Origin of the sequence: Nonomuraea roseoviolacea subsp. carminata (assembly GCF_024172185.1) — a bacterium.
Classification (GTDB): Bacteria; Actinomycetota; Actinomycetes; order Streptosporangiales; family Streptosporangiaceae; genus Nonomuraea; species Nonomuraea roseoviolacea.
The window spans coordinates 5,289,058-5,315,424 of record NZ_JAMZEC010000001.1 but is presented as its reverse complement, the minus strand read 5'-3'; the positions used below and the strand labels follow the sequence as shown (position 1 = coordinate 5,315,424).

Sequence of the window (26,367 nt, the reverse complement as noted above, 5' to 3'; positions counted from 1 at the left end):
TCATGGCTCACCGGGTGCGGCCGGCGGGCTGGGCGGCGGCGCCCGCGCGGCCCGGCGTGGCGTCCGCCTCCTCCGCGCGCGGCGTGCGGCGGGCGAGCGCCAGGCCGGCCGCGAGGCAGGCGAGCGGCACGCCGGGCAGCACGTACCGGTGGTCGAAGGCGGCGATGAGCACGGGCAGCAGGAGCAGCGTCACCGAGGCCGCCCAGGGCAGCAGCACGTCGCCGCCCAGTGACCGCCACCTGATCACGACCCCGGCCAGGCCGACCAGCAGGAGCGCCCCGAGCAGCGGCCCCCGCAGGAAGCCCCACCCCTGGTAGCCGCGGATCAGGCCCGCGTAGGGCTCGACGACCGCGGTCTGGCCGGAGGCGCCCTGGTAGTCGGTGGTGATCTCGGCGGCGGTGCGGTCCCTGGAGGCAGGCACGTCCTTGAACGGCGGGACACGCTCGGGGAAGGAGTAGGCGCTCTGCGGCCCGTCCACCGGGTACACCCAGCGCTCCCAGCTGAAGATGTGCGCCGAGTCGGCGAGCCCCGCGGCGAGGAAGTCGAGGGGCTGGGCGAGGATCGCCTGCCGGGCGAAGCGGCCGGCGGCCTCGTCGCGCGCGGCGTTGCCGCCCTTGATCGTGGTGATCGGCGAGTCGGCGTCCCAGATGTACTCGGGCGGCTGACGGCGCTGCCCCGGCGGCTCCTTCGGGCAGAGCCGCGGCAGGTCCGGCTGGATGCGCGCGCAGTCGGCGAAGGTCAGCGTGCGCGCCCACAGGAACGTGCCGCCGCGGCTCAGCGCGAACGTGCCGTGCACGGAGGCGAACCACGAGGCGTAACCGGCGAGCGGGATCGCGGCGGCCACGGCGAGCGCGGCGACGGCGCGCCAGCCGGCGCGGCGCAGCAGCAGCGCGACCGCGACCACGGCGATCAGCGGGAGCCCGATCGTGCGGGTGACGGTGGCGGCGGCCAGCAGGACCCCGGCCGCGGCGGCCGTGCCCGCCGAGGGGCGGGGCCGCCACAGGACCAGGGTCACCGCGGCCATGGTGAGGAACACGAACAGCAGATCGGCCATGATCATGTGTTCGAGCTGGATCTGGTACGCGTCGACGAGCACCGGCAGGGCGAACAGGGCCGCGGCCCAGCCGGGCAGGCGGCGGCGCAGCAGCGCGTACACCATGACGCCGATGCCGAGCCCGAGCAGGTGCTGCACGACCACGACCGCCTCGATGCTCGACAGCGGGCGCAGCGCCCACAGGAAGAACGAGTAGCCGGACGTGCGCGACTCCAGCGGGCGCGGGTCGAGCGCGGCGTTGAGGTAGGCGAAGGAGTCGGCCCAGAACCAGATCGCCGGCCGGTAGCCGAGGAGGGCGAGGCCGCGCAGCACGACCCCGGCGAGCACGGCAAGGAGGAACGCCCCGTGCGCGCGTACCAACGACATCAGCGGCCTCCCCAGCCTCTCGGCGAGCAAACAGGATACAAAGGGCGAACAGCTATCGGGCCGCTAACGATCTGGCACCCGCTCTGTCGCCCGACTTGACCGGTTGATCGCGATTCGGACAGCATGTTCCGCCCCCATTTCGTGGTCCGGAAGGAAACCGGCGTGCGCCGCCTCGCGATCTCCCTCGCCTCCCTGCTTCTCCTGTGCGGGCTGGCACGTTCCGCGTACGCCGACACGCCCACGGACGGGGCGGAGAAGGTGAAGCGGACCGCGCAGTGCCAGGGCGACTGGCTGCCCGCCACGCCGACGGCCGACGAGGTCATGCGGGGCGAGATCTCCCTGGTCGGCCTGCCGCCGTACAAGCTCGGCAGCAAGATCAACTGGGCCGCCAGCCCGTACCGGAACCGCTCGTGGGAGTTCGTCTTCCAGTCGCTGCGCTGGATGGGCACGCTCGTCGTGGCCTACGAGAACAGCGGCGACGAGCGCTACCTGGACCGCGCCAAGGAGATCACCAAGGACTGGGTGGCGAGCAACCGGCGCGGCGCCCGCGGCACGCCGGCGTACGCCTGGAAGGACCACCCTGTCTCCCTGCGCTCGCAGGCGCTGGTCTGCCTGAGCATGCACGTCAAGGACTCCTGGTTGAAGGACAGCCTGGCCGACCACGCCCGACTGCTGGCCGACCCGAGGCTCTACAAGAAGGGCCACAACCACGGGATGGACCAGGACATCGCGCTCATGGGCATCGGCTGCCGCTACGGCCGCTCCGACTGGGCGAGCCTGGCCTCCAGGCGCCTGACCGGCACCGTCAAGCTCGACGTGGACTCGCAGGGTGCGCTCATGGAGCAGGCTCCGCGCTACGCCGTCTACGTGTACGGCCGGCTCCAGGTGGCCATCGCCAACATGAAGGACTGCGGGCGCAGGGTGCCGGCCGACATCTCCCGCCGGGCCGACGCCCTCAAGGACTTCATCGCCCACTCCACCATGCCCAACGGCTACATGGCACCCCTCGGCGACGGCAGCGCCGAGACCGAGCCGCGGGTGGAGACGGGCACGCCCAAGCAGGAGGTCAAGGTCTACCGGGCCGGCTACGTCTACGGCCGGACCGCCTGGAACAAGCCCGACTCCGCGTACTACTCGATCAGGTTCGGCCCCGGCCTGAAGTTCCACGGCCACGAGGACCACCTGGGCGTGACGTACTACGCGCACGGCCGCGACATCCTCATGGACGCCGGCTTCCACTCCTACGAGAAGAGCGCCTACCGCTACTGGACGCTCTCCCCCGAGGCGCACAACGTCCCCACGGTCGTCGGGCAGCGGTTCCGGCCGCGCACGGCCAGCAAGCTGACCAAGTCGGTGATCGGCGCCGACCGGCAGGCGTTCCGCCTGACCGACAAGGCGTACGGGACGGCCCGCACCCGGTCGGTGCTCGTCAACCACGGCGACGACCTGATGGCGGTGCTCGACACGGCGGCGGGCGGCAAGAAGGTGCGCAACCTGTGGCGGTTCGCCCCGTCGCTCAAGGTCGTCTCGAACGAGGGCGGCCGGGTGGTGCTGGCCGACGGCAAGTTCCGGGTGACGATGCTCCAGTTCGGCCCGTCCTGCCGCCCGGTGGGCGGGCAGAAGGTGGAGCGCGGCGGGAAGCTGGGCTGGGTGTCGCCGACCTACCTGTCCAAGCTGCCGACGTCCGTCGTCGTGTCGCCGGACGCCGCGTCGCTGCTGACGGTGATCGTGCCGGGCACGGACGACCCGAAGGTGTCGTGCTCGGGCGGCAAGGTCAAGGTCGAGGGCGTGTCCTTCTCGGCCGGCCTGCTCTGACCGGCCCGCTCTGAGAAGCCCGCTCTGAGGGGCCCGCGCGACCGCGGGCTCGTCTCAGGTCGTCTCAGGTCGTCTCAGCTTGTCACGGCGGCGAGCCCGGTCCGCAACGCCTCCGCGTTGGCGGCCGCGAACTGCGCGAACGTACGCGGCGGGCGGCCCGTGAGCTCCTGGACGGCCGTCGTCGTGGCCGCCAGGTAGCCGGACGCGACCTGCCGGGACAGCTCGGCGACGTCGTCGGCGAAGGACGCGGGCAGCCCCCGGGCCCGCAGCACCGCGGCCAGCTCCTCCGGAGGCAGCGCGACGCACCCGACGGTCCGGCCCAGCACCGCCGAGAGCTCCTCCGCGATCTGAGCATGAGTCAGCCCCCGCGGTCCGGTCAGCACGTGCGTCTCCCCTGGGGCGCGTGATCCGGTGAGCAGCGCGGCGGCGCAGGCGGCGATGTCGTGGCAGTCGATGTACGACACCGGGGCGCCCGCGTAGGGGTCGACGAGCCTCCCGTCGGCGGAGAAGGCGCCGGCCCCGGTGATGAAGTTCTGCATGAACCCGCTGGGCTGAAGCATCGTCCAGCCGAGACCGGACCCCTTGAGGTACTCCTCGACCTCCCAGTGCGCGCCCTCGGCCAGCCGGCCGCCGCGCCGGGCGTGCCAGACCGACACCTTCACCACCTGCGAGACGCCGGCGGCGCGCGCGGCGTCGATGGCCGCCTTCTGCCGGCGGATCATCGGCTGCTCGCCGGCCACGGGCTGGGCTCCGCCCGCGTTGAGGAACAGCCGGTCGATCCCCTCCATGGCGGGGATCAGCGAGGCCGGGTCGTCGAAGTCCCCCACGACGACGTCGCAACCCAGGCCGCTCGCCCTGGCCTCGTCGCGGACCAGCGCGCGGAAGGGTGTGGCCTGGTCGCGCAGCAGGCGTACGAGGTGGCGTCCGATCGATCCGGTGGCCCCGGTAACCAAGATCATGTCAATTCCGTCCAGGAGAGGGCAGGCGGCCCACAGTATTCTGAGGCAGCCTCGACTAAACTATACTGAGGCTGCCTCGAATTAACAGGGACTCCACATGACCACCACCCGCCGGCCCCGCGCCGACGCCCGCCGCAACTACGAACGCCTGCTGGCCGAGGCCGACGCGGCCTTCCGGGAAGGAGGCATCGAGTCCAGCCTGGAGAGCGTCGCCCGCCGCGCCGGCGTCGCCATCGGCACCCTCTACGGCCACTTCCCCACCCGCCGGGCCCTGGTCGGCGCGCTCTTGCGTGAACGCAACGAGGGCCTGTTCGACCTCGGCGACCGGCTCCTGGCCCACCCCGCGCCGGACGCGCTCGCCACCTGGGTCCGCGCGGCCACCGCGCACGCCGCCGCCTACAGCGGCCTGGCCGCCCTCCTCGCCGACGGCCTGGACGACGAGACATCCGAACTGCACGCCTCCTGCCGGCGCATGGCCGACATCGGAGAACGACTCGTCGCCCGCGCCCGCGAAACGGGCGCCGTACGCCCCGACGCGACGGGCGACGACATCATCGCGCTGACGACCGCGGCGGCCTCGCTCCACGAGCACCGCTCCGCGGCCGAGGCCGACCGCCTCATCACCCTCACCCTGGCCGGCCTCGCCACCACGCGCCCGGCCTGACCTGGTCGCTCACACCGGACGAGGTCAAGTGGAGTGCCGACCGTGCCGTCCGCGCCTCGCCCCGTTGCCCATGACCACGCAGCCGAGACTCCGCGGCCACCATGGGCTCTCCACCCGCCGTGCTCCACCGGCTCACTCCCTGCCGCGTTCCCCCGGCTCACTCCATACCGTGCTACCGGCGCCCGGAACATCTTGGCGTGATCGGGCGTACGACCGGGGGTCTTGGGGGTCGGGAGACCCCCAGGTGGGGGGTGTGGGGGCTCGGCCCCCACAGGGCGCTGCCCGGAGCTCATGGCGCGAAGCGCCCCCTGCGGAGGACCGTGCTTTTCGCCCCTGAGCTTGCCCAGTCTGAAGCCGGTGTCAGTCGGGCTCGCGGCCCGCGCGCAGCAGGCCGTAGGTGACCGCCTGCTCCAGCGCCTGCCAGGAGGCGTCGATGATGTTCTCGGCGACGCCGACCGTGGCCCACTCGGCCGTGTCGTCGCTGGAGGTGATGAGCACGCGGATGACCGCGCCCGTGCCGTGCGTGCCCTCCAGGATGCGCACCTTGTAGTCGATGAGCTCCAGCCTGGCCAGCTCGGGGTAGAGCTTCTCCAGCCCGAGGCGCACCGCCTTGTCCAGCGCGTTGACGGGGCCGTTGCCCTCGCCCGTGGCGACGATGCGCTCGCCCTTGGCGTGCAGCTTGACCGTGGCCTCGCTGACCAGCTCGCCGCCCTTGGTGCGCTCGACGATCACGCGCCACGACTCGACCTCGAAGTGGCGGCGCCGCTCGCCGTGGACGGTGTCGCGCAGCAGCAGCTCGAAGGAGGCGTCGGCCGCCTCGAAGGTGAAGCCCTGGGACTCCAGGTCCTTGACCCGCTCGACCAGGGTCTTGGTGTGCTCGGGGGTCAGCTCGTAGCCCAGCTCGCGGCCCTTCAGCTCGACCGAGGCGCGGCCCGCCATGTCGGAGACCAGCATGCGCATGTCGTTGCCCACCTGGGCAGGGTCGATGTGCTGGTAGAGGTTGGGGTCGACCTTGATGGCGCTGGCGTGCAGGCCGGCCTTGTGGGCGAAGGCCGACGCGCCGACGTACGGGGCGTGGGAGTTGGGCGTGACGTTGGTGACCTCGGTGATCGCGTGGGCGATGCGGGTCATGTCGGCCAGCGCCTGCGGCGGCACGAGGTCGAAGCCGCGCTTGAGCTGGAGGTTGGCGACCACGGTGAACAGGTTGGCGTTGCCGGAGCGCTCGCCGTAGCCGTTGGCGCAGCCCTGCACGTGGGTGGCGCCGGCCTTGACCGCGGCCAGGGTGTTGGCGACCGCGCAGCCCGTGTCGTCGTGGCAGTGGATGCCGACGCGGGCGCCGGTCAGCGCGGCCGCGTGGACCACGTCGGCCAGCTCGTCGGGCAGCATGCCGCCGTTGGTGTCGCACAGGGCGACGACGTCGGCGCCCGCCTCGGCTGCGGTCCTGAGCACTTCGAGGGCGTACGCTGGGTTGGACTTGTAGCCGTCGAAGAAGTGCTCGGCGTCCAGGAAGACTCGCTGTCCCTCCGCACGGAGGTGGGAGACCGTGTCGCGGATCATCGCGAGGTTCTCCTCGAGGGTCGTGCGGAGGGCCAGCTCCACGTGCCGGTCGTGGCTCTTGGCGACAAGGGTCACGACCGGCGCGCCGGATTCGCGCAGAGCGGCCACCAATGGGTCGTCGGCTGCCTTCACACCGGCCCGGCGGGTCGCGCCGAACGCGGCTAGCTGCGCGTGCTTCAGGTCGAGCTCGGTCCGAGCCCGCCGGAAGAACTCTGTGTCCTTGGGGTTGGCGCCGGGCCAGCCCCCTTCGATGAAGCCGACGCCCAGCCCGTCCAGATGGCGCGCGACAGCGAGCTTGTCGGCGACGGTGAGGTTGAGCCCCTCCTGCTGTGCGCCGTCACGCAGCGTCGTGTCATAGACGTGGAACCGGTCGTCGGCCATGGTGTCCTCTCCCTGGAAAACAAAAAGACCCCTCACGGACGTGAGAGGTCTGCGCGCTGGCTATGTCCCTGTGTCAGCCAGCGCGCCTGCCGATAATGAGCAGACCGTAGAACATGGTGCTCAGCAGTCTGCCATACCGACTCAGCATTCGGCACATCGGTCTCAGGGTTTGGACACCCGGTGTCACACCGTGACGCCGGAGCCCCCGGTGATGGCCGCTTCCAGGGCCTTCGGGTCGAACGCCTCGTCGCCGAGCAGTTGCCCGTCGAGCACGACCGTGGGGGTGCCTTCGAGGCGGATCCTGGCGCTCTGCTTCAGGTGGTCCTCGGCGTAGGTCTGGGAGGTGACGCACTGGTCGACCGACGCGCCGGCCTGGCGGGCCGCCCTGGCCAGCTCCTCCAGCGTGAAGCCGGAGGCCACGCCGTGGGGGGCGGGCTGCATGCTGTACAGCTCGTCGCGGAAGGCCAGCCAGTTGTCCTCGGGGACGCAGCGGGCCGCGGCGGCGGCGCGGACGGAGTTCGAGTGCATGGGCTCGTCCTGGAAGATCGTGACCGGGTGGTAGACGACCTTGACCTTGCCCTCCGTGGCCAGGCGGCGGATCGTGGCGTCCACCCGCGTGTGCAGGTCCTTGCAGATTGGGCAGTCGAAGTCCTCGTACAGGTCCAGCACCGGCGCGCTGGCGCCGGTGTCGGCGAGCACCATGCTGCCGTCGGGCTGCCTCAGCAGCCGCACGCCCCGCGACGGCCCGTCGCCCGCCACGGTCTGCAACACCACGAGCGCGGCCAGCACCGCCAAGGCGGCCAGCACGGCCGCCACCCTCTTCGTCATTCGCCCCGTCCCTTGATCCGATCGCCGCGACCCTACCGGAATCACCTGAGAATCCCCTGAATCGGGCATCCGCCTTCGTGCATGGTGCGCATGGCGTGCATGGCGCGACCGGCCCGGGGCCAGGGCCGGTCGCGCGGTGACATGGCCGGCAGTGATGGCCGGCGGTGACGTGGTCAGAGGACCTTGTGGATCCAGCCGCGCATGTCGGGGCGGGCGCCGTACTGGATGCCGAGCAGCTCCTCGCGCACCCGCAGGGTGACCGGGCCGGGCGTGCCGTCGGCGATCGTCCAGGACCGGTCGGCGCCCTTGACCGAGCCGACCGGGGTGACGACCGCGGCCGTGCCGCAGGCGAAGACCTCGGTGATCTCGCCGGACGCGCAGCCGTCCGCCCACTCCTCGACGCTGATCAGCCGCTCCTCGGCCTCCAGGCCGAGGTCGCCGGCGAGCGCGAGGATCGAGTCGCGGGTGATGCCGGGCAGCAGCGTGCCGGTCAGCGCGGGGGTGACGAGCTTGCCGCCGATGACGAAGAACAGGTTCATCCCGCCCATCTCCTCGACGTACGCGTGCTGCGCCGCGTCGAGCCACACCACCTGGTCGCAGCCGTTCTCGACGGCCTGGCGCTGGGCGACGAAGGCGGCGGCGTAGTTGCCGCCGCACTTGGCGAAGCCCGTGCCGCCGGGCGCGGCGCGGGTGTACTCGGTGGACAGCCACACCGAGACGGGCTTGACGCCGCCGCTGAAGTACGAGGCCGCCGGCGAGGCGATCACCATGTACTTGTAGGTGCGCGACGGGTAGTTGACGCCCAGCCCCACCTGGGTGGCGATCATGAACGGGCGCAGGTAGAGGCTGTGCCCCTCGGTGGTCGGCACCCAGTCGCGGTCGGCCTGCACGAGCTGCTCCAGCGACTCGACGAACGTCTCCTCGGGCAGCTCCGGCATCGCCATGCGGGCCGCCGACTGGTTGAAGCGGGCGGCGTTGGCGTACGGGCGGAACGTCACGACCGAGCCGTTGATCTGCCGGTACGCCTTCAGGCCCTCGAACAGCTCCTGCGCGTAGTGGAAGACCGCCGTGGCGGGGTCGAGGGTGAGCGGCTCGTACGCCTGGAGACGGGCGTCGTGCCAGCCCCTGCCCTCGGTGTAGTCGATGGAGACCAGGTGGTCGGTGAAGGTCGCGCCGAAGCCCGGGTTCGCCAGTACCTGCTCGCGCTCCGCCGCGGTGCGCGCATGGTCGGACAGCTGCACGTCGAAGCTGAGCTTCTGAGCGATGGTCATGACGATGGTCCTTCTCTCTACGACGGGGTGGTGCCGGCGGCACTGCGCGACGGCAGTCCGTACTTCCTATTGTCTCGCTATTTGGGATGGCAAGGGGGCAGCGGGGTGGTTATGCCGCCGAACATGCGAAAAGCGCCTGGCGGGTCCGTGGTCGGACCGCCAGGCGCTGGTGAAGCTAGGGCGGCCCTAGCTCGATACTCGCGCGGTGATGTCGTCGCCGATCTCGTGGGTCGTGCGGCTCGCCCACCCGCTCAGCCGCTCCAGGATGTCCTCGGAGACGGCCTGCTCGATCCGGGCGGCCTCGGTGTGCCGGCCGAGGTGGTCGAGGAGCATGGCGGCGGACAGGATCGTGGCGGTCGGGTCGGCCTTGCCCTGGCCCGCGATGTCGGGCGCGCTGCCGTGGACCGGCTCGAACATGCTGGGCGCGGTGCGGTCGGGGTTGATGTTGCCGCTGGCGGCCAGGCCGATGCCGCCCGCGATGGCCGCGCCGAGGTCGGTGATGATGTCGCCGAAGAGGTTGTCGGTGACGATCACGTCGAAGCGCTCGGGCTGGCTGACGAAGTACATCGACGCCGCGTCGATGTGCGCGTAGTCGGTGGTGACCTCGGGGAACTCCTCGGCCACCCGGTTGACCGTGCGCTGCCAGAGGTCTCCGGCGTAGGTCAGCACGTTGGTCTTGTGGATGAGCGTGAGCTTCTTGCGCGGCCTTGACTGCGCTTTGGCGAAGGCGTAGCGCACCACGCGCTCGACGCCGTGGGCGGTGTTGAGCGACTCCTGCGTGGCGATCTCGTGCGGGGTGCCGGCGCGCATGACGCCGCCCGTGCCGGCGTAGAGGCCCTCGGTGCCCTCGCGGATCACGATCATGTCGATGTCCTCGGGGCGGGTGTCGGCCAGCGGCGTCTCGACGCCCGGGTAGAGCTTGACCGGGCGCAGGTTGACGTAGTGGTCGAAGGTGAAGCGCAGACGCAGCAGCAGGTCGCGCTCCAGGATGCCCGGCGGGACGCTGGGGTCGCCGACCGCGCCGAGCAGGATCGCGTCGTAGCCGCGCAGCTCCTCCAGAACGGAGTCGGGCAGGGTCTCGCCGGTGCGGTGGTAGCGCGCGGCGCCGAGATCGTAGTGAGTGGCCTCGATCTTCGTGCCGACGGCTTCGAGCACCTTGAGCGCCTCTGCCACGACCTCGGTGCCGATGCCGTCACCGGGGATCACTGCCAGGCGAATGTCGCGCGAATCCATGGCCGGTACCTTACCGGGTCGTCTCGGCTGCCGAACACACCATCTCACTCACCGGACATCCGTTTTGAGGGGGATTGCGCTGATTTGACCGTTTCGTTAGAGTCCCTCGGGCCGAATCCACGCAGCGGTTGCGTGGAGCCGGGGACCCATTCCCCTCATGGGGCGAATCGGCATGTCACCGCCGTAGGGCCGCTTCCAGGCCCGAGCCCGTCAGCTAACCCGGTAGGCCGTATGGAAGGACCTTCGTGTCTCGCTTCGCCATGCTCGCCGCCGTCGCGACCGCCGGGATCGCCATCGCCGCCCCGGCCGGTGTCTCCCTCGCCTCCACGCGACCCAGCGCCCCCCTCCTCCCCCCACATGGAACGTTCCAGAACGCCTCGTCCTCCGTCCCCGGAAGCTCGCAGGAGGACACCTCCACCGCCCGGCTGACCTCGCCGGTCGTCACCCTCACCGGCGCGGACGTCAAGGCCGCCCGCGACAAGAAGAAGACCCCCCTCCCCGCCTGGAAACGGGCGCTCAAGTACGCACTCGACAAGCGCGGCACCCCGTACGTCTGGGGCGGCGCCTCCCCCGCCGGCTACGACTGCTCCGGCCTGATGCTGCGCGCCTACCAGCACGCCGGCATCACCCTCCCGCGCACCGCGGCGCAGCAGTACAACGCGTTCTCCCGGAAGATCTCCTGGAAGAACCTCAAGCCCGGCGATCTCGTCTTCTTCCACGGCCTCGGGCACGTCGGGATGATCTCCAAGCCCGGGTACATGGTCCACTCCCCGCACACCGGCGACGTCGTCAAGGTCGAGCGCCTGTCGGCCTGGCGCCGCTCCTCCTTCGTCGGCGCCGTCCGCCCCGACCCGAAGGGCGTCAAGGCCTGGGCCGCCAGGAAGGCGACGACCGAGGAGCCCGCCCCGGCCATGCCCATCGCCACGATCCTGTAACCCACGCCCGGCGGGCCGGCCGCGTTCGGGCGGCACTCGAACGCGGCCGGCCCGCCCGCACGGCGGCGCGGGCGTAGCGTGATCCGTATGGCTGCCGAAAAGGTGCGTCTCAGCGAGGAGAAGGCGACCCTGCTCGCCACCCTGTACGGCAGGGCGCTGGACGCCCGCTCGCCCCGGCCGATCCTCGGCGACACCATGGCCGCCGAGACCGTCACCAGGATCGACCACGACTTCCGCCGCGTCGGCGTGGGCCCGCGCACGGCCGCGTCCGTGGCCCTGCGGGCGCGCCTCATCGACGACTGGGCGCGGGAGTTCCTCGCCACGACGCCCGAGGCGACCGTGCTGCACCTCGGCTGCGGCCTCGACACCCGGGTGCACCGGCTCGGGCCGCCCGCCGGCGTGCGGTGGTTCGACGTCGACTATCCCGACGTCGTCGAACTGCGCCGGCGGCTCTACCCCGAACCGCCCGGCTGCACGACGATCGGCACGTCGGTGACCGACCTCGGCTGGCTGGAGCGGGTCCCGCGCGACCGGCCCGTGCTGGTCGTGGCCGAGGGGCTGCTCTACTACCTCGACCGGGAGAAGGGGCGCGCGCTCGTGCGGGCCGTCGCCGAGGGGTTCCCCTCCGGACAGCTCGTCTTCGACGCCCTCAACCGCCGCGGCATCGCGCTGCAGGTGGTCAACCGGCCCGTGCGGAAGGCGGGCGCGACGATGCGCTGGGGCATCGAGGGCCCCGCGGACCTGCTGTCGATCAGTCCACGGCTCCGGTGCGTGACCGCGCTCAGCGCGTTCGACGTGGAGGGGTTCGCCGGGCTGTCGCTGTCGCACCGGCTGTCGGCGGCGCTGGCCAGGGTGTCGCGCACCCTGCGGAGCATGGCCGTCTTCTACCGGCTGGCCTTCTGACCGCGCCTCCGGCCGGAGGGCGCACCGGATGACCGGGGACCGTGCGGGCGGTCCCCGGCCGGGGCGCTCGGGTCAGCGATGGTCAGCGGCAGTTAGCGGTAGTCGGCGCTCACCGGGGCGCCGCCGTTGTCGCGGCGGTCCAGCGCGGTCTGCAGGGCCTCGGCGGCCTCGTCGTCGTGCTCTTCAGCGCCGTTCCAGGCGTACATCTCATACATGTGGCTCATCTCATTTCGCGGGGCGTCGTACGGACGGAGGCCGGACCCCGGTCGCGAACCCGACCCGGGCCTGCGGCGCGCGGTCCGGATCACGGACCGGGCGATGGGACTGACGGCCGACGCAACGCCACGCACCGCGGCGGGTCGCCGGCCTGCCCTAACAGGCCCCGCCGCGGCAGGTAATGAGTACGAGAACCTGGCGCATTGACAGCCAATGTACCTTCCGGCCATCGGGCTGTCTCGTTGGACGTCCTAATATCTCGCATCGTGAGACGAAAAACGACCGCCGCCGGACACATGAGGTCCGGCGGCGGCCGTTCTGGATCGGTTCGGGACGTCAGCCCTCGAGGTCCACCGAGCGGCCGCTGTCGGCGCCGATCTCGGCGACGATCTGCTCGACCACGTCGGCCGGGATGGCCGAGTCGACGGTCAGCGCGATGAGCGCCTTGCCGCCCTTGACGTCACGGGCCACCTGCATCGAGGCGATGTTGATGCCGTGCTCGCCGAGCAGGCGGCCGACGACGCCGACGACGCCGGGCCGGTCGGTGTAGGTGAAGAACGACAGGTGCTCGGTCGGCTCGATCTCCATCTCGTAGCCGTTGACCTCGACGATCTTCGTGATCTGCCGCGGACCGGACAGCGTGCCGGACACGGAGACCTGCCGGCCGTCGGCCAGCACGCCGCGCACGGTCACCACGTTGCGCCAGTCGGGGCTCTCGGAGCTGGTCACCAGCTCGACCGTGACCCCGCGGTCCTTGGCCAGCAGCGGCGCGTTGACGTACGTCACGGAGTCCTCGACCACGTCGGTGAAGACGCCCTTGAGCGCGGCCAGCTCCAGCACCCGCACGTCCTGCGCGGCGATCTCGCCACGCACCTCGACGTCCAGCTTGGTGGCCACCTCGCCGGCCAGCGCGGTGAAGACGCGGCCGAGCTTCTCGGCCAGCGGCAGGCCCGGCTTGACGTCCTCGGCGACCGCGCCACCCTGGACGTTGACCGCGTCGGGCACGAACTCGCCCGCCAGCGCCAGCTTCACGCTGCGCGCCACCTGGGTGCCGGCCTTCTCCTGGGCCTCGTGGGTGGAGGCGCCGAGGTGCGGCGTCACGACGACCTGGTCCAGCTCGAACAGCGGGCTGTCGGTGCAGGGCTCCTTGGCGAAGACGTCGAGGCCGGCGCCCGCGACGCGGCCCTCCTTGATCGCCGAGTAGAGCGCCGCCTCGTCCACGATGCCGCCGCGGGCCACGTTGATGATCCGCACCGACGGCTTGACCTCGTGCAGCTCCTTGTCGCCGATGAGGCCGAGGGTCTCCTTGGACTTGGGCAGGTGGACCGTGATGAAGTCGGCCTGCTTGATGACCTCTTCGAGGCTCACCAGCTTGACGCCCATCTGCGCGGCGCGGGCCGGCGGCAGGTAGGGGTCGTAGGCGATCAGCTCGACGCCGAACGGCTGGAGGCGCTGGGCCACGAGCTGGCCGATCTTGCCGAGGCCGAGGATGCCGATGACCTTCTCATCGAGCTCGACACCGGTGTACTTCGAGCGCTTCCACTCGCCGTTCTTGAGCGCGGCGTGGGCCTGCGCCGTGTTGCGGGCGCTGGCCAGGATGAGGGCGACGGTCTGCTCGGCGGCGCTGGTGATGTTGGAGGTGGGCGCGTTGACGACCATCACACCGGCCTTGGTGGCCGCCTCGACGTCGACGTTGTCGAGGCCCACGCCGGCGCGGGCCACCACGCGCAGCTTGGGCGCGGCGGCGATCGCCTCGGCGTCCACCTGCGTGGCGGAGCGGACGATCAGCGCGTCCACGTCCGCGAGCGCGGGCAGAAGCTGGGAGCGGTCGGCGCCGTCGGTGTGGCGGACCTCGAAGTCGGCGCCGAGCACGGCGAGGCCGGCCTCGGACAACTCCTCTGCTACCAGGACGACAGGCTTTGTCACGGGTGGATCCTTACGGCGAGCGGCGGGCTGGAGGGGCACGTCGGCGAGCCCCTCGGAGTCCCACAGAGTCTATCCGCGCTTGTGAACGCGTTCACGAGGGACCCGGAATGTGAGACGGACGCCGCCCTACCCGCCCCGCTCCAAGGTCATCCACGTCGCGCCCATCTTTGTCTTGCTCAGGAGTTTTCTTCGCCATTAGCCTGATAAGCCGTGGCCCACTACCTATGGTTCGTCATATGAGCATCGGGAATCCTGCGCTCGCCGACGTGCTCGCTCAGCACGGCACCCCGCACCGCCTGCTCGCGGCCCTGGCCGACGGCGGAGTCCTGGTGGCCGTGCGGCCCGACCGGTCCGTCGTCCTGGGTACCACGCAGGCCGGCGATCGGGTTCTGCTCGGTTACACCGGACCGGGCTCCTACGCCCGGCACCGCGGGTGCCATTCCCTGTCGGCCTGCGACGCCGACACCATTCTCGACATCCAGCGCGTCACGGGCGTGCGTGAGATCGTCATCGACGCGGCCGGCCCCGCCGCGGCCGCCGTGCCGATCGACGACCTGCAGCGGTTCCTGACCTCGACGCGCAGCGGGCCGACGCCCGTCCTGTCGGGCGCCGCCCCCGCCGCGTACGCGACCGGCGCCATGGCCACGGTGTCGCGCGGCGCGCCCGCGCTCGCCCAGGTGGCCCCGCCGGCCCCCGAGTCCCCGCCCATGCCGTGGATCCCCGCGCCGCGCCCGCACCTGTCGGGCCCGATGCAGCAGGTCGATCCGGGCTACCGGCGCTGCACGCACCCGATCCTGCCCGCCCTGCGGCGCGCCATCGCGCACCTGCTGGCGGACTTCCCGCTGGTCCACCACGTCTGGATCTCCGAGGCCCGCACCGCCTCCGGCGTCCCCGGCATCATGCTGCACGTCAAGGTGCACATGTCGGCGGCCGAGGACGTGGTGCGCGACCTGCACCGCGGGGTGCGCGCCCGGCTGCCGCAGTTCGCGGCCAGCGGGGCGCCGATCCTGATGGCGCGGGTGGCCGACGCGCGCAGCGAGCGCCGCATGATCGAGATCGGCGCGCACGTGGTGTGCGCGAACGTGATCGACTAGCCGGACGTACGCGGCAGGCCCGGCCTGCGCAGCAGGACGGGCGTTCGCGGCAGGCCGGGCGGGTCCGCCGGAAGTGGGCCCTACCGAACAAGCCCTCGCTCGGTTTAGATGAGGGGCATGATCGCAACGCCCACCGGCGTCCCCACCGTGTCCAGGGGCGTGCGCCTCGGGTATGGCGTCGGGTCGTTCTGCACGGCCACCTTCAACGCCGTGCCCGGCCTGCTGCTGCTGTACTACATGACCAACTTCCTGGCGGTGCCCGCGTGGCTGGCCGGGGCCGTGGTCGCCGCCCCCAAGGTGTGGGACCTGGTGATCAACCCTCTGGTCGGCCGCTGGTCGGACCGCACCACCTCGCGGCTCGGCCCCCGGCGGCCGTGGCTGCTGGCCGGGGCGTGCACGTTACCCGTCGCGTTCGTGCTGGTCTTCGCCGGGCCGCCGCTGACCGGTGTGCCCGCCGCCCTGTACGTCGGGGCCTGCTTCATGGCCGCCGCCACCGGGTACGCGCTGTTCGAGGTGCCCTACAAGGCGATGCCCGCCGAGATGACCGGCGACTACCACGAGCGGACCTCGCTGCTGCAGTGGCGGATGGTCTTCATCGGGGCCGCCACCGTCATCAGCGGCATCGTCGCGCCGGCGATCGTCAACAGCGACGGCCACGCCGGCACCCTGGACAGCTACCGGCTCATGGCGGTGACCGTCGCGTCGGTGCTGCTGGCCTCGATGCTCGGCTCGTTCTTCGGCACGGCCCGCGCCCCCATGACCGGCGCGCCCGAGCCCGACCCGGGGAGCCTGCGCGAGCAGTTCGCCGCCGCCCGGGGCAACGCGGCGTTCGTCTGGCTGCTCGCGCTGAGCTGCCTGCAGATGATGGCGGTCAGCATGCTGCTGGCCGGGGCGCCGTACTTCGCCGCGTACATCCTGGACGACCCGAAGACCACCAGCACGCTGTTCGCGGTGTTCGTGGGGCCGATGCTGCTGGCCATGCCGGCCTGGGTGTGGCTGGCCAGGCGCTACGACAAGCGCGGCGCGATGATCCTGGCCGGGCTGCTGTTCGGCGGCGGCACGCTGGCCAACCTCGCCACGCCGCTGTTCGGCTCCTGGTACGCGCACACGATGCTGCTGGTCGTGGGCCTCGGCTACGCGGGCGTCCAGCTCCTGGAGTTCTCGATGCTGGCCGACGTGATCGCCGTGGACGCCGAGACGACCGGCAGGCGGCGGGCCGGGGTGTTCACCGGGCTGTGGACGGCGATCGAGAGCGGGGTCAGCTCGTTCGGTGCGTTGATCTTCGGCGGGGTGCTGACGCTGGGCGGGTTCGTGGAGTCGGACGCCGGCCGGCCGGTGGCGCAACCGGACAGCGCCGTGACCGCGGTCCTCGTCGGAGAGACCGCGATCCCGGCGCTGGTGCTGCTCCTGGCGGTGCTGATGACGCTGAAGTACCGGCTCAGGCCAGGCGGCGCGCCGGTGTCCAGCGCGTCCGGGTGAACACGCCCGCCACCAGGGCCGCCAGCAGGGGCAGGCCGAGCACGATGGCGGCGACGGGGAGCCACGGGACCGCGAAGACGGGGGAGTCGGTCGGGGACTCGCCGTCTGACCCGATGGTGCGGACGACGGGGAAGGCCAGCGCGACACCGACGGCCAACCCGCCGACCAGCCCCACGAGCGCTCCCGCGCCCGCGACGAACCCTGCCTGCGCGGTCACGACGAGCCGGCGGGTCCGCCGGGCGGCGCCGACGGCCGAGAGCGTGTCGAGGTCACGGCGCATGTCGGCGGCGGCCAGGCCGGTGGCGGCGAGGGTGCCGCCGAGTCCGAGGACCAGGGCCAGCCCGAAGGCCGCCAGCGTCATCGGGTCGACGCCGCGGTCGCGGCCGAACTCGGTGACGGACGTCGTCCTGCGGTCGACCGCGCTGATGTCGCGTTCGAACTGATCCCAGTCGGCGGGGCGATAGCGGACGTACAGCTCCTGCTCGGCCGTCGTGTAGCCCGCCCGGGTGAACACCGTGGGAGAGACGACCGCGCCGCGCTGTCTCGGGTCGGCGCCCTGAGCCGTCACGGCGGGGATCCGGAGCCTGCGGCGGTCCTGTCCCTCGCCGTCCACTTCCACCACGAGCATGCCCTCGCGCAGGAGGGTCCGGTCGAAGACGACGGCCTTGCCCTGCGCCAAGGCTGCCGCGGCGCGGTCGTCGCGCCGACCTTGCTGGAAGGCGAGCAGGCGCGTGTCACCGATCATCACCTCTTCGATGCTGCACTCATGGGGGCACCCGGGCGCGACATTCACGATCATCGCCGAGGCGTCCCGCCCCTTGGCGTCACGAAGCCGCTGACCGGCGGCCACGTCCACGCCCGGGAGCCGCAGGCGGACGGCGTCCCGCACCCTGGCCCAGGCCGCGTCGTCGATCGGGCTCGTCGCGATCACCCTGGTGGAGCCGACGGGCATGTGCGGCCGGTAACGCGCCTCGGAGGTCGCGTTCTCGCTGGCGGCGGCGACGCCCATCGCGACCGCCGCCATCGTGGCGGCCATGACCGCCGCCGCGGCCGACGCCGTACGGACGCGGTGCCGCACGGCGTCGCGCACGGACAGCCGGGCCGGCAGGGGCAGCCGGGGGGCCAGCCGCCCCAGGAACCGGACCAGCCACGGCATCAGCGCGACCAGCCCGAGCACGACCATGACCGAGGCCATGACGATGGGCAGCGTGTTGCCGCGGCTCAGGAACATTCCCGCCGCCGTGGCCCCCAGGCCGAGCAGCACCAGGACGAGCCCCAGGACGGGCCGGCCGCCGCTGGCGCGGATCTCACCGACCTCGCCCTCGCGGCCCGCCAGCACCTGGGCCGGGCTCTGCCGTGCGGCCTGCACCGCCGGCACGACGGCCGCCACCAGGCCGCTGACCAGGCCCAGCGCGGCCACGCCGAGCACCTGCCCCCACGGCACGTCCAGTGGTCCGAGCGGCGTTCCCCAGCGCGCGATGATCGGCGCCGCGAGCCAGGCGCCGCCGATCCCCAGCGGGACGCCCAGCAGGACGGCGGCGCCCCCGAGCACCAGGCCGTCCGCCAGCACGATCGCCCTGAGATGGGCGGCCGAGCCGCCCTGAGCCGCGATCATGGCCAGCTCGCGCCGGCGCCGCCGCAGGCCCACGGCGAAGGCCGGCCCGGCCAGCAGCACGGTCTCCATGACGACGAGGATCACGATGGTGGCGATCCAGAGCAGCGCTTCCCTGTCCAGCCGCTCGTTCCGGAGGAAGGAGTCCCTGGGCGGTTCGGGGGCCTCGATGACGGCGCGGGAGGCGACCCGCAGGCCCACGGCGTTCAACCTGCGCACGTCGTCCCACTGGAGTGCGGCGGGCGTGTCGGCGAGCCAGGAGGGGGCGAGGCTCTCATCCTTCAGGATCGAGCCGGGCAGGGCGATGATCTCCATCTCGCCGGGCCGGTTCGGGTCCACGGCGATGCCGACCACCTTCCGGGGACGGTCCCACCGGGTGACCTTGAGCACCTCACCCATGCGAACGCCCGCGTCCGCCAGCGCCGGCGTGATGGCGATCTCGTCCTGTGTGGCGGCGAACCTGCCCTGGGTGAGCCGGCGGACCCCTCGGGCGATCGGATCGCGCAGATCGCCCTCCAGCAGGCGCAGCCGGTCGTAGCCGCCGGCCAGGCGCGCCTCCACCTCGGTGCTCCAGAGCGGGAGGAGCCGGGCGCCCGGGAGGGAGGCGCGAAGCCTGTCCGTCGTCCACGGTCGTGGCTCGCGCGGGCCCGGGTCCGACCGGAGCTCCCAGATGTCGCCGGAGGAGTCCTGGCGGATGGGGGTGGCGCCGGAGCCCACGGGGAAGATCCGCGCGTCCGCCGCGCCGAGCTGGGTCGTCAACCCTTCGAGCGGGCTCACCTCCAGCGTGCGGTACCCGGTGAACAGGGCGGTGAAGACGAGCACCGGTAAGCCGATCATCACCACGATCAGGGCGCTGCGTCCCTTGAAGCGCCGGGCGTCCCTGCGGGAGAGGCGCAGCGCGGCGGTCAGGGCGCTCATCGGGCGCTCTCCAGGCGGACCGCGGCGGCGTCGGCGATCTCGCCGTCGCGCAGGTAGACGACCCGGTCGGCCCAGGCCGCGTACCGGGGCTCGTGGGTGACCAGCAGCACCGCCGCGCCCGCGTCGCAGCGCTCGCGCAGCAGCCGCATGATGTCGTCGCCGGTCGCCGTGTCGAGCGCGCCGGTCGGCTCGTCGGCCAGCAGCAGCCGGCGCTCCCCCGCGAGCGCCCGCGCGATGGCGACCCGCTGCCGCTGTCCTCCGGACAGCTCCTCGGGGAAGCGGTCGGCGACCTCCCGCACCCCGACCTCGGTCAGGGCGTCCAGCGCCTCGGTCCGTGCCCGGCCCGTTCGCACCCCGTCGAGCTCCCGGGGCAGCATGACGTTCTCGGCCGCCGTGAGGGACGGGATGAGGTTGAGGTCCTGGAAGACGTAACCGACCTCGCGGCGGCGCAGCGCCGACAGGTCCTTGACGGTGGCCACGTCGGTGTCGCCGATGGTCACGCTGCCCGAGGTGGGGCGGTCCAGGCCGCCCGCCACGTTCAGCAGCGTGGACTTGCCCGAGCCGGACGGTCCCATCACGGCGACCAGCTCGCCGCGCGCGACGTCGAGGCTCACCCCCTTCAGGGCGTGTACGTCGCCGTGGACGCGTGTCACGTCCCGCAGCTTCACCACAGTCATGAGCGCTTCTCCCTGAGAACGGCCTCGCAGTGGTCCAGCCAGCGCTGTTCCGCCTCGGCCTTGAAGATCAACGAATCGAGGACGAGCCGTTCGGCCGGCTCGCCCGAGGCGGCCCGCTTGGCCCGCGTGAGGTCCTGGAGCGTCCGCATGGCGGCCATGCGCTGGGCCAGGATGACGGCCTGGACGTCCACGCCCCCCATGGCGACGGCCATGGCCACCTTGATGACCAGCTCGTCCCGAGGCCGGCCGGCCTGGTCGACGGGGGTGCTGAACCATCGCCCCAGTTCGTCCCGGCCGGCCTCGGTGATCGTGTAGACCGCCCGGCCCTGGTCGTCGGTGCCGCCAGGGGCGACCAGGCCGTCGCGCTCCATCCGCGAGAGCGTCGTGTAGACCTGGCCGATGTTGAGCGGCCAGGTCGCCCCCGTCGACGCCTCGAATTCCACCCGGAGCTGATAGCCGTACCGCGGCCCCTTGCTCAGCAGGGCGAGGAGTCCGTGTCTGATCGACATGAATACTGAGTATGCATACTCGGTATGGTCGCCGCAAGCCGGACGCCCGAACGCCCGCGGAATGCGCGGTTTCTGGACAGAGAACGCGCACTGGCCCGATACTCGGGACATGAGCTCGACGCATCCTCCGTTTCGCGCCTCCGACGGAGAACGTGATCGTGCGATCGGCGAGCTGCGCGACCGGGCCGTGGAGGGCCGCATCTCCCACGACACCTTCGTCGGCCGGGTGGACCAGGCCCTGCGGGCCCGCAGTCGCGACGAGCTCGACCGCCTGGTGGCCGACCTGCCGCGCCGCAGGACGTTCCGGCAGCGGGTGACCGACGTGGTGGCCTCGGCCTCCGACTTCACCACCGGCCTGCGCGCGGCCTGGCGCCGGCCGCGCCTGCCCCGGCTGGCGCTGCCCGACGACGACCGCCTCCGTTACGTGGTGGGGCGGGGCGCGGCGTGCGACCTCGTCCTGTCCGACCTCACCGTCTCGCGCGTCCACGCCGAGCTGCGCCGCGAGGCCGACGGCGGCTGGATGCTGGTCGATCTCGGCTCGCTCAACGGCACCCGGCTCAACGGCTGGCGGCTCGTCGGGCCGGCCCGGGTCAAGTCGGGCGACGAGATCTCGTTCGGCGACTGCGGCTTCCTGCTCAGCTCGGGGCTGCCCTCCACCTGACCGCGAGCCTCTTCACCCCGCGGATGCCCCCGGCCTCCGAACGCGGACCGACCTCCTCGCGGACACGGCGAGGAGGTCGGCTTGGGGCGCGGGACTAGGAGATCTTGCGGCGGTAGGTCCTCATGGCGAAGGCGTACGCGACGACGAGGATGCCGACGCACCACGCCAGGGCGACCCAGATGTCGGTGCCGACCGGCTGCCCGGTGAACAGGGCGCGGATGGCGTTGACGATCGAGGTCACCGGCTGGTGCTCGGCGAAGAAGCGCACCGGGCCGGGCATGCTGGCGGTGGGCACGAACGCCGAGCTGAGGAAGGGCAGGAAGATGAGCGGGTAGGAGAACGCGCTCGCACCTTCCATGGTCTTGGCGGACAGGCCGGGGATGACGGCGATCCAGGTCAGCGCCAGGGTGAACAGGATCAGGATGCCGGCGACCGCCAGCCAGGCCGGCACTCCCGCCCCCGAGCGGAAGCCCATGAGCAGGGCCACGAGCACCACGACCACGAGCGAGATCAGGTTGGCGACCAGCGAGGTCAGCACGTGCGCCCACAGCACCGACGACCGGGCGGTCGGCATCGACTGGAAGCGCTCGAAGATGCCGCCCTTCATGTCCATGAACAGCCGGTACGCGGTGTAGGCGATGCCCGAGGCGACCGTGATGAGCAGGATGCCGGGCAGCATGTAGTTCACGTACGAGGAGTCCGACCCTGTCCTGATCGCGCCGCCGAACACGTACACGAACATCAGCATCATGGCGATCGGCATGATCGCGGTCGTGATGATGGTGTCCGGGCTGCGCGTGATGTGACGCAGGGAGCGTCCCAGCAGGACGGTGGTGTCGCCGAAGAAATGCTTGCTCATCGTTTGTTCCTTATGCCTTCGTGCCGACGAGGGTGAGGAAGACGTCCTCGAGGGTCGGCTGCTTCTCGACGTATTCGACCTTGGCGGGCGGGAGCAGTTGCTTGAGCTCGTCGAGGGTGCCGTTCACGATGATCCGGCCCTCGTGGAGGATCGCGATCCGGTCGGCGAGCTGTTCGGCCTCGTCCAGGTACTGCGTGGTGAGCAGCACCGTCGTGCCCCGGTCGGCGAGCTCTCTGACGGCCTGCCACACCTCGATGCGCGCCTGGGGGTCGAGCCCGGTCGTCGGCTCGTCGAGGAAGATGATCGGCGGGTCGCCGATCAGGCTCATCGCGATGTCGAGGCGGCGGCGCATGCCGCCCGAGTACGTCGCCGCCTTCCGGCCGCCCGCGTCGGTCAGCGAGAACCGCTCCAGCAGCTCGTCGGCGATCCTGCCCGGGTTCTTGAGGTGCCGCAGCCGGGCGACCAGCACCAGGTTCTCCCGCCCGCTGAGGATCTCGTCCACGGCGGCGAACTGCCCGGTGAGGCTGATCGACTCCCGCACGTTCGCGGCCTGCGTGGCGACGTCGAAGCCGTTCACGCGGGCCGTGCCCGCGTCGGGCTTGAGCAGCGTGGACAGGATCTTCACGGCGGTGGTCTTGCCCGCTCCGTTGGAGCCGAGCAGGGCGAAGATGCTGCCCCGCGCCACCTCGAAGTCCACGCCGCGCAGCACGTGCAGTTCCTTGTACGACTTCTCCAGGCCGTGCACCTGGATCGCCGGGGCTTGCTGGGTCGTCATCACTCTGTCCTGTCCTGTGGTGGGGGTGGTGGCGCCGGCGGCGCGGGCGAAGCGGTCGCGTCGGCGGGCCCGGTGCCGGCGGAGGCTTGAGCGTGGGGGGACGGGTGACCTGAGCGCCGAACCGCTCATGGCATCCACCATCACCGGAAGCGCTGATACCGGCCTGTCGCCGTGCTGACACGGCCGCCGACACGACCCGGCAGCAGGCTGCTCGCCTCGCGGATCGGGGTGCGTCGGCCGTGCTCCGCCGCGGCGGGCGCGGTCTCGGAAGGGGTGGCCCGGCACCCTCCCGAGGGCCGCCCAAGCGGACGGCGCCCCGCTCGCGGAAGCCGCGCGCGTGGTTTTTCGCTCGCGGGCGTCGCGGCAGGTCGCCTCAGGGGTGGGTGGGTGGGTGGGGGCCGGGCCAGGCGCGCTCGGCTGACCCGTCAGCCGAGCGTCGTGGGCCACTGCGACGACGGCTTCGGTGGGAGACCACCGGCCGGAGGCCACCGGCGGGAGACCACCGGCCGGAGGCCACCGGCGGGAGACCACCGGCCGGAGGCCACCGGCGGGAGACCACCGGCCGGAGGCCACCGGCGGGAGACCACCGGCCGGAGGCCACCGGCGGGAGACCACCGGCGGGAGGCCACCGGCGCGTCTCGGCGCGCGGCGGCGAGCAGGCCGTCGACGGCCGGGGATCCGGTGCTCTTCTTCGCCGGCACCGGTCGGCGGGTGTCACTTCTCGGTCGTGCCGGGCTTCCCGCTGACGGACTCCTGGTAGATGTCCGCGTAGGTGTGCGAGTCCTTGATCAGGTCGTCGCAGAAGGCGGCGACGTCATCGCCGACGAGTTCCAGGACTCCCCTGCCCGCCGCGACGCCCTCCTCGAAGAAGTCGAGGATCCCCGAGAGCAGCGACCCGTCGACCAAGTCGATCGGTCCGACCTTGAACAGGTACTTCTGCATCTCCTTGTAGACGATCTGATAGTCCGGCGGGAGCGCCCTGACCCGCGCCATGTGCGCCCGCCACTGCTTCTTGCCCTCGATGATGTCCCGGATGCCCACGTCAGCCTCCCAGCCGGCCCAGTTTCCTCGCGACGTTCCTGTTCAACTGCTCGCGCCACCGGTCGCGATAGCCCCGGGCCCCTTCTCCGCCGGCCAGTGCCGCGCAGAAGCCCTTGACGTCGTCGCCCAGCACCTCGTGAATGCTCTGCCCATCGGATGCCGTCTCTTCGAGCAGCGCCAGAGCATTGTCGAGAATCGGCATCAGGTTTCGGCCGGTGAAGTCCGCGTAGAGGGAAAGGTGCGCCTTGATCTCCTCCCACGCCGCCCGATGGTCGGCCGGCAACGCCTGGGCCCGCGCTTCGAACGCCTTCCATTCCCTGGTGAGATCACTGCCTGTCATGGTCTCCCAGAACTTCATCGCCCACCCTCCCTGAGGTTGTTGATCCGCGATGAGAGGTACTCCCACTTCGCCCAGAACGTTGCGAGCTCTTCGCGCCCCGCGTCGTTGAGGGCGTAGAACTTGCGCGGCGGGCCCATCCCGGACGGTCGTTTCGTCACCTGGACGAGCCCGTTCTTCTCCAGCCGCAGCAGGATGGTGTAAACCGTCCCTTCGACGACGTCGGTGAAGCCGAGCTCGTTCAGCCGACGCGTGATGGCGTACCCGTAGGTCTCCTCGCCGCCGATGATCTCCAGCACGCAGCCCTCGAGCGTGCCCTTCAGCATCTCCGTCAGGTCGTCCATCGTGGGTCCTCTTCGATCTCCTGGTACTTTGTAGTACCGAGTACCACTACACAGTAGCACGAAGTAGTGGACCTGCCCAGCGAACGGCGAGCCCGCATCGCCTTCCGGCTCGCCGCCTTCCGGGGGCGCTTTCGTCCATGGCTCTCGCCGGAACGCCGAAAGATACGGATATTTGCGGATTACACCGCGTACGCGCTGCCTGATGATCCAGGGCGAGACCCCCAGCTCTTTGGAGACTCCATGCGGCGCACCTCAGCCTCCCTCGTCGCGGGCGCGCTCGTCGCGGCCGTCGCGTGGGCGTCCAGCCCCTCGACATCCGCGATCGCGCTCGAACCGTCGGCCGGCGTGGCCGACCTGACCCAGGACATCAACAAGATCCTCTCCGACTCGCGGCTCACGATCGCCCGGGCCGGCGTGGTCGTCAAGAGCGCCGCCACCGGCGAGGAGCTCTACTCCACCGACGCCGGCAAGCAGCTGATCCCGGCCTCCAACACCAAGCTCTTCACCTCGGCCGCCGCCGCCGAGACGCTCGGCCTCGACTACCGCTTCCCCACCACGGTCCTGTCGGCCGGCCGCAAGATCGGCTCGGCGCTGACCGGCGACCTGGTGCTGCGCGGCACCGGTGACCCGACCATGCTGGCCGAGGACTACGACGCGCTGGCCGCCAAGGTCGCCGCGGCGGGCGTCAAGCTCGTCACGGGCAAGCTGGTCGCGGACGACACCTGGTTCGACTCCACCCGGCTCGGCAGCGACTGGGCGTGGGACGACGAGACGGCGTACTACGCGGCGCCCATCTCGGCGCTGACCGCCGCGCCCGACCGCGACTACGACGCCGGATCGGTGATCGTCTCGGTGGCGGCCGACGGCGACAAGGTCAAGGTCTCGACCACCCCGGAGACCGACTACCTGAAGATCGTCAACAAGGCGACGGTCGGCTCGTCCACCGACGTGCTCATCGAGCGCCAGCACAACAGCCGGACCGTCGTCATCACCGGCACCGTGGCCGACCCGTACCAGGAGTGGGTCGCCGTGGACGACGCCACCGCCTACGCCTCCTCGCTGTTCCGCAAGGCGCTGGACAAGCACGGCGTCCGCGTGCTCGGCCCGACCGTGACCGGCGCCGCCCCGTCGGGCGCGGCCGAGCTGGCCAAGCACGAGTCGATGCCGCTGAGCGAGCTGCTGGTGCCGTTCCTGAAGCTGAGCAACAACATCCACGCCGAGATCCTCACCAAGGCGATGGGCCGCAAGGTCTCCGGCCAGGGCACCTGGGCGGCCGGCCTCAAGGTGGCCACGGACTTCGCCAAGGCGAACGGCGTCCAGGTGATCAACATGCGGGACGGCTCGGGTCTGTCGCGCCGCGACGGCTTCTCCCCCGGCTCGATCGCGCAGCTCCTGACCGCCGTCCGCGGCAAGCCGTGGTTCAAGACCTGGTACGAGGCCCTGCCCGTCGCCGGCAACGCCGAGCGCTTCGTCGGCGGCACGCTGCGCAGCCGGATGCGCAACACGCCGGCCGCCGGGAACGTCCACGCCAAGACGGGCTCGCTGACCGGCGTGACCTCGCTGTCGGGGTACGTCACCAGCGCGGAGGGCGAGCCGCTGATCTTCTCGATCATGCTGAACCAGTTCCTGTCGGGCTCGCCGAAGGACATCGAGGACAAGATCGCGATCCGCCTGGCGCAGTTCTCCCGCACCGCCACGGTGGACGCCGTCCCGCAGCTCCGCCAGGCCGCGACGGACGCCCCCGACCTCGAGTGCTCCTGGCTCAAGCCCGCCGAGTGCTGATCCGGCCTGGTTCGTCGTGACCCGCTCAGCCCGAGCCCTCCCGCGTGGACGGGGCTCGGGCTGAGGCGTTTCCAGACGCCTTGTCCGTCGCCGTGGTTTACCGAGGTCGCACAGCTTTCGATCACGATTGGGACACCTGGAGCTCCAGGTATGGCCTCATTTTTCATGACA

At 71.5% G+C, this 26,367-nt stretch carries 24 protein-coding genes and 1 riboswitch; of the genes, 8 read left to right on the top strand and 16 right to left on the bottom strand.

All coding sequences use genetic code 11. The features are described 5' to 3' along the window. Positions 1–7: 7 nt before the first annotated feature. On the bottom strand, positions 8–1,420 hold the full coding sequence (locus HD595_RS24730; RefSeq protein WP_253772909.1) for a hypothetical protein: 1,413 nt from the start codon (positions 1,418–1,420) through the stop codon (positions 8–10). 162 nt (positions 1,421–1,582) lie between these two features. Between HD595_RS24730 and HD595_RS24725 the strand changes: the two genes are divergently transcribed. Continuing rightward, complete coding sequence (locus HD595_RS24725) at positions 1,583–3,235, top strand: heparinase II/III family protein (RefSeq protein WP_253772907.1); 1,653 nt, start codon at positions 1,583–1,585, stop codon at positions 3,233–3,235. 74 nt (positions 3,236–3,309) lie between these two features. On the opposite strand, the gene HD595_RS24720 is transcribed toward HD595_RS24725, so the two are convergent. Then, on the bottom strand, positions 3,310–4,194 hold the full coding sequence (locus HD595_RS24720; protein ID WP_253772905.1) for an NmrA family NAD(P)-binding protein: 885 nt from the start codon (positions 4,192–4,194) through the stop codon (positions 3,310–3,312). 97 nt (positions 4,195–4,291) lie between these two features. On the opposite strand from HD595_RS24720, the gene HD595_RS24715 reads away from it, so the two are divergent. Continuing rightward, the gene (locus tag HD595_RS24715; protein WP_253772903.1) at positions 4,292–4,858 is read left to right on the top strand and encodes a TetR/AcrR family transcriptional regulator; all 567 of its coding nucleotides are present in this window, start codon (positions 4,292–4,294) and stop codon (positions 4,856–4,858) included. Positions 4,859–5,218: 360 nt separating this feature from the next. On the opposite strand, the gene cimA is transcribed toward HD595_RS24715, so the two are convergent. From cimA to HD595_RS24695, 4 genes are all read right to left on the bottom strand, one after another. Beyond that, entirely contained in the window at positions 5,219–6,796 is a 1,578-nt protein-coding gene (cimA, locus tag HD595_RS24710; RefSeq protein ID WP_253772901.1) for a citramalate synthase, read from the bottom strand. Positions 6,797–6,979: 183 nt separating this feature from the next. Beyond that, positions 6,980–7,624, bottom strand: a complete 645-nt coding sequence (locus HD595_RS24705; protein WP_253772899.1) for a DsbA family protein — start codon at positions 7,622–7,624, stop codon at positions 6,980–6,982. A gap of 173 nt (positions 7,625–7,797) precedes the next feature. After that, complete coding sequence (locus HD595_RS24700) at positions 7,798–8,895, bottom strand: branched-chain amino acid aminotransferase (RefSeq protein WP_253772897.1); 1,098 nt, start codon at positions 8,893–8,895, stop codon at positions 7,798–7,800. Between the two features lie 186 nt (positions 8,896–9,081). Then, positions 9,082–10,128 carry a 3-isopropylmalate dehydrogenase gene (locus tag HD595_RS24695; protein ID WP_253772895.1) on the bottom strand — a complete coding sequence of 349 codons (1,047 nt, stop codon included), beginning with the start codon at positions 10,126–10,128 and terminating at the stop codon, positions 9,082–9,084. Positions 10,129–10,227: 99 nt separating this feature from the next. Beyond that, a riboswitch (cyclic di-AMP (ydaO/yuaA leader) is annotated at positions 10,228–10,372 on the top strand. Between the two features lies 1 nt (position 10,373). Between HD595_RS24695 and HD595_RS24690 the strand changes: the two genes are divergently transcribed. Beyond that, positions 10,374–11,063, top strand: coding sequence for a C40 family peptidase (locus HD595_RS24690; RefSeq protein WP_253772893.1), 690 nt, complete (start codon positions 10,374–10,376; stop codon positions 11,061–11,063). Positions 11,064–11,150: 87 nt separating this feature from the next. Then, positions 11,151–11,966, top strand: a complete 816-nt coding sequence (locus HD595_RS24685) for a class I SAM-dependent methyltransferase (RefSeq protein WP_253772892.1) — start codon at positions 11,151–11,153, stop codon at positions 11,964–11,966. Positions 11,967–12,058: 92 nt separating this feature from the next. Here the strand turns inward: HD595_RS24685 and HD595_RS46035 are convergent, their stop codons facing one another. Together HD595_RS46035 and serA are read right to left on the bottom strand one after the other, a co-directional pair. After that, positions 12,059–12,190 (bottom strand): hypothetical protein, encoded by a 132-nt coding sequence (locus tag HD595_RS46035; RefSeq protein WP_301309588.1) that lies wholly within the window; start codon positions 12,188–12,190, stop codon positions 12,059–12,061. A gap of 328 nt (positions 12,191–12,518) precedes the next feature. Beyond that, positions 12,519–14,108, bottom strand: coding sequence for a phosphoglycerate dehydrogenase (gene serA, locus HD595_RS24680; RefSeq protein ID WP_253772890.1), 1,590 nt, complete (start codon positions 14,106–14,108; stop codon positions 12,519–12,521). Between the two features lie 236 nt (positions 14,109–14,344). On the opposite strand from serA, the gene HD595_RS24675 reads away from it, so the two are divergent. Together HD595_RS24675 and HD595_RS24670 are read left to right on the top strand one after the other, a co-directional pair. Beyond that, complete coding sequence (locus HD595_RS24675; RefSeq protein ID WP_253772888.1) at positions 14,345–15,202, top strand: hypothetical protein; 858 nt, start codon at positions 14,345–14,347, stop codon at positions 15,200–15,202. Between the two features lie 117 nt (positions 15,203–15,319). After that, positions 15,320–16,681 carry an MFS transporter gene (locus HD595_RS24670; protein ID WP_253772886.1) on the top strand — a complete coding sequence of 454 codons (1,362 nt, stop codon included), beginning with the start codon at positions 15,320–15,322 and terminating at the stop codon, positions 16,679–16,681. Here HD595_RS24670 and HD595_RS24665 read toward each other — a convergent pair. Genes HD595_RS24665 through HD595_RS24655 form a run of 3 tightly spaced genes read right to left on the bottom strand, consistent with a single transcriptional unit; the run spans position 16,641 to position 20,397 of the window. Next, complete coding sequence (locus tag HD595_RS24665) at positions 16,641–19,211, bottom strand: ABC transporter permease (protein WP_253772884.1); 2,571 nt, start codon at positions 19,209–19,211, stop codon at positions 16,641–16,643. The two genes, HD595_RS24670 and HD595_RS24665, sit on opposite strands and share 41 nt — an antisense overlap. Further along, positions 19,208–19,888, bottom strand: a complete 681-nt coding sequence (locus HD595_RS24660; protein WP_253772882.1) for an ABC transporter ATP-binding protein — start codon at positions 19,886–19,888, stop codon at positions 19,208–19,210. Before HD595_RS24660 ends, HD595_RS24665 begins: the two co-directional genes overlap by 4 nt. After that, positions 19,885–20,397 carry a PadR family transcriptional regulator gene (locus HD595_RS24655; protein ID WP_253772880.1) on the bottom strand — a complete coding sequence of 171 codons (513 nt, stop codon included), beginning with the start codon at positions 20,395–20,397 and terminating at the stop codon, positions 19,885–19,887. Before HD595_RS24655 ends, HD595_RS24660 begins: the two co-directional genes overlap by 4 nt. A 109-nt stretch (positions 20,398–20,506) precedes the next feature. Here HD595_RS24655 and HD595_RS24650 point away from each other — a divergent pair, with 109 nt between their 5' ends. After that, the gene (locus tag HD595_RS24650) at positions 20,507–21,058 is read left to right on the top strand and encodes a DUF1707 and FHA domain-containing protein (RefSeq protein ID WP_253772878.1); all 552 of its coding nucleotides are present in this window, start codon (positions 20,507–20,509) and stop codon (positions 21,056–21,058) included. Between the two features lie 94 nt (positions 21,059–21,152). Here the strand turns inward: HD595_RS24650 and HD595_RS24645 are convergent, their stop codons facing one another. The 5 genes from HD595_RS24645 to HD595_RS24625 all read right to left on the bottom strand — a co-directional run bounded on the left by HD595_RS24645 (position 21,153) and on the right by HD595_RS24625 (position 24,414). Then, positions 21,153–21,917 (bottom strand): ABC transporter permease, encoded by a 765-nt coding sequence (locus HD595_RS24645; protein WP_253772876.1) that lies wholly within the window; start codon positions 21,915–21,917, stop codon positions 21,153–21,155. Between the two features lie 10 nt (positions 21,918–21,927). Then, positions 21,928–22,692: an ABC transporter ATP-binding protein gene (locus HD595_RS24640; RefSeq protein WP_253772874.1), complete on the bottom strand. Its 765-nt coding sequence runs from the start codon at positions 22,690–22,692 to the stop codon at positions 21,928–21,930. 714 nt (positions 22,693–23,406) lie between these two features. After that, positions 23,407–23,733 carry a DUF1048 domain-containing protein gene (locus HD595_RS24635; RefSeq protein WP_253772872.1) on the bottom strand — a complete coding sequence of 109 codons (327 nt, stop codon included), beginning with the start codon at positions 23,731–23,733 and terminating at the stop codon, positions 23,407–23,409. A 1-nt stretch (position 23,734) separates the two neighbouring features. After that, on the bottom strand, positions 23,735–24,091 hold the full coding sequence (locus HD595_RS24630) for a DUF1048 domain-containing protein (protein WP_253772870.1): 357 nt from the start codon (positions 24,089–24,091) through the stop codon (positions 23,735–23,737). Next, on the bottom strand, positions 24,088–24,414 hold the full coding sequence (locus tag HD595_RS24625) for a PadR family transcriptional regulator (RefSeq protein ID WP_253772868.1): 327 nt from the start codon (positions 24,412–24,414) through the stop codon (positions 24,088–24,090). Before HD595_RS24625 ends, HD595_RS24630 begins: the two co-directional genes overlap by 4 nt. Before the next feature lie 240 nt (positions 24,415–24,654). Between HD595_RS24625 and dacB the strand changes: the two genes are divergently transcribed. Then, positions 24,655–26,196 carry a D-alanyl-D-alanine carboxypeptidase/D-alanyl-D-alanine endopeptidase gene (gene dacB / locus HD595_RS24620; protein WP_253772866.1) on the top strand — a complete coding sequence of 514 codons (1,542 nt, stop codon included), beginning with the start codon at positions 24,655–24,657 and terminating at the stop codon, positions 26,194–26,196. Positions 26,197–26,367: the final 171 nt, after the last annotated feature.

What these genes read in the sequence shown, in the direction of transcription:
- HD595_RS24730 (WP_253772909.1), bottom strand. Translation starts at nt 1,420, where the DNA reads ATGTCGTTGGTACGCGCGCACGGGGCGTTCCTCCTTGCCGTGCTCGCC.
- HD595_RS24720 (WP_253772905.1), bottom strand. Translation starts at nt 4,194, where the DNA reads ATGATCTTGGTTACCGGGGCCACCGGATCGATCGGACGCCACCTCGTA.
- HD595_RS24715 (WP_253772903.1), top strand. Translation starts at nt 4,292, where the DNA reads ATGACCACCACCCGCCGGCCCCGCGCCGACGCCCGCCGCAACTACGAA.
- cimA (WP_253772901.1), bottom strand. Translation starts at nt 6,796, where the DNA reads ATGGCCGACGACCGGTTCCACGTCTATGACACGACGCTGCGTGACGGC.
- HD595_RS24705 (WP_253772899.1), bottom strand. Translation starts at nt 7,624, where the DNA reads ATGACGAAGAGGGTGGCGGCCGTGCTGGCCGCCTTGGCGGTGCTGGCC.
- HD595_RS24700 (WP_253772897.1), bottom strand. Translation starts at nt 8,895, where the DNA reads ATGACCATCGCTCAGAAGCTCAGCTTCGACGTGCAGCTGTCCGACCAT.
- HD595_RS24695 (WP_253772895.1), bottom strand. Translation starts at nt 10,128, where the DNA reads ATGGATTCGCGCGACATTCGCCTGGCAGTGATCCCCGGTGACGGCATC.
- HD595_RS24685 (WP_253772892.1), top strand. Translation starts at nt 11,151, where the DNA reads ATGGCTGCCGAAAAGGTGCGTCTCAGCGAGGAGAAGGCGACCCTGCTC.
- HD595_RS46035 (WP_301309588.1), bottom strand. Translation starts at nt 12,190, where the DNA reads ATGAGCCACATGTATGAGATGTACGCCTGGAACGGCGCTGAAGAGCAC.
- HD595_RS24675 (WP_253772888.1), top strand. Translation starts at nt 14,345, where the DNA reads ATGAGCATCGGGAATCCTGCGCTCGCCGACGTGCTCGCTCAGCACGGC.
- HD595_RS24670 (WP_253772886.1), top strand. Translation starts at nt 15,320, where the DNA reads ATGATCGCAACGCCCACCGGCGTCCCCACCGTGTCCAGGGGCGTGCGC.
- HD595_RS24665 (WP_253772884.1), bottom strand. Translation starts at nt 19,211, where the DNA reads ATGAGCGCCCTGACCGCCGCGCTGCGCCTCTCCCGCAGGGACGCCCGG.
- HD595_RS24660 (WP_253772882.1), bottom strand. Translation starts at nt 19,888, where the DNA reads ATGACTGTGGTGAAGCTGCGGGACGTGACACGCGTCCACGGCGACGTA.
- HD595_RS24655 (WP_253772880.1), bottom strand. Translation starts at nt 20,397, where the DNA reads ATGTCGATCAGACACGGACTCCTCGCCCTGCTGAGCAAGGGGCCGCGG.
- HD595_RS24650 (WP_253772878.1), top strand. Translation starts at nt 20,507, where the DNA reads ATGAGCTCGACGCATCCTCCGTTTCGCGCCTCCGACGGAGAACGTGAT.
- HD595_RS24645 (WP_253772876.1), bottom strand. Translation starts at nt 21,917, where the DNA reads ATGAGCAAGCATTTCTTCGGCGACACCACCGTCCTGCTGGGACGCTCC.
- HD595_RS24640 (WP_253772874.1), bottom strand. Translation starts at nt 22,692, where the DNA reads ATGACGACCCAGCAAGCCCCGGCGATCCAGGTGCACGGCCTGGAGAAG.
- HD595_RS24630 (WP_253772870.1), bottom strand. Translation starts at nt 24,091, where the DNA reads ATGAAGTTCTGGGAGACCATGACAGGCAGTGATCTCACCAGGGAATGG.
- HD595_RS24625 (WP_253772868.1), bottom strand. Translation starts at nt 24,414, where the DNA reads ATGGACGACCTGACGGAGATGCTGAAGGGCACGCTCGAGGGCTGCGTG.
- dacB (WP_253772866.1), top strand. Translation starts at nt 24,655, where the DNA reads ATGCGGCGCACCTCAGCCTCCCTCGTCGCGGGCGCGCTCGTCGCGGCC.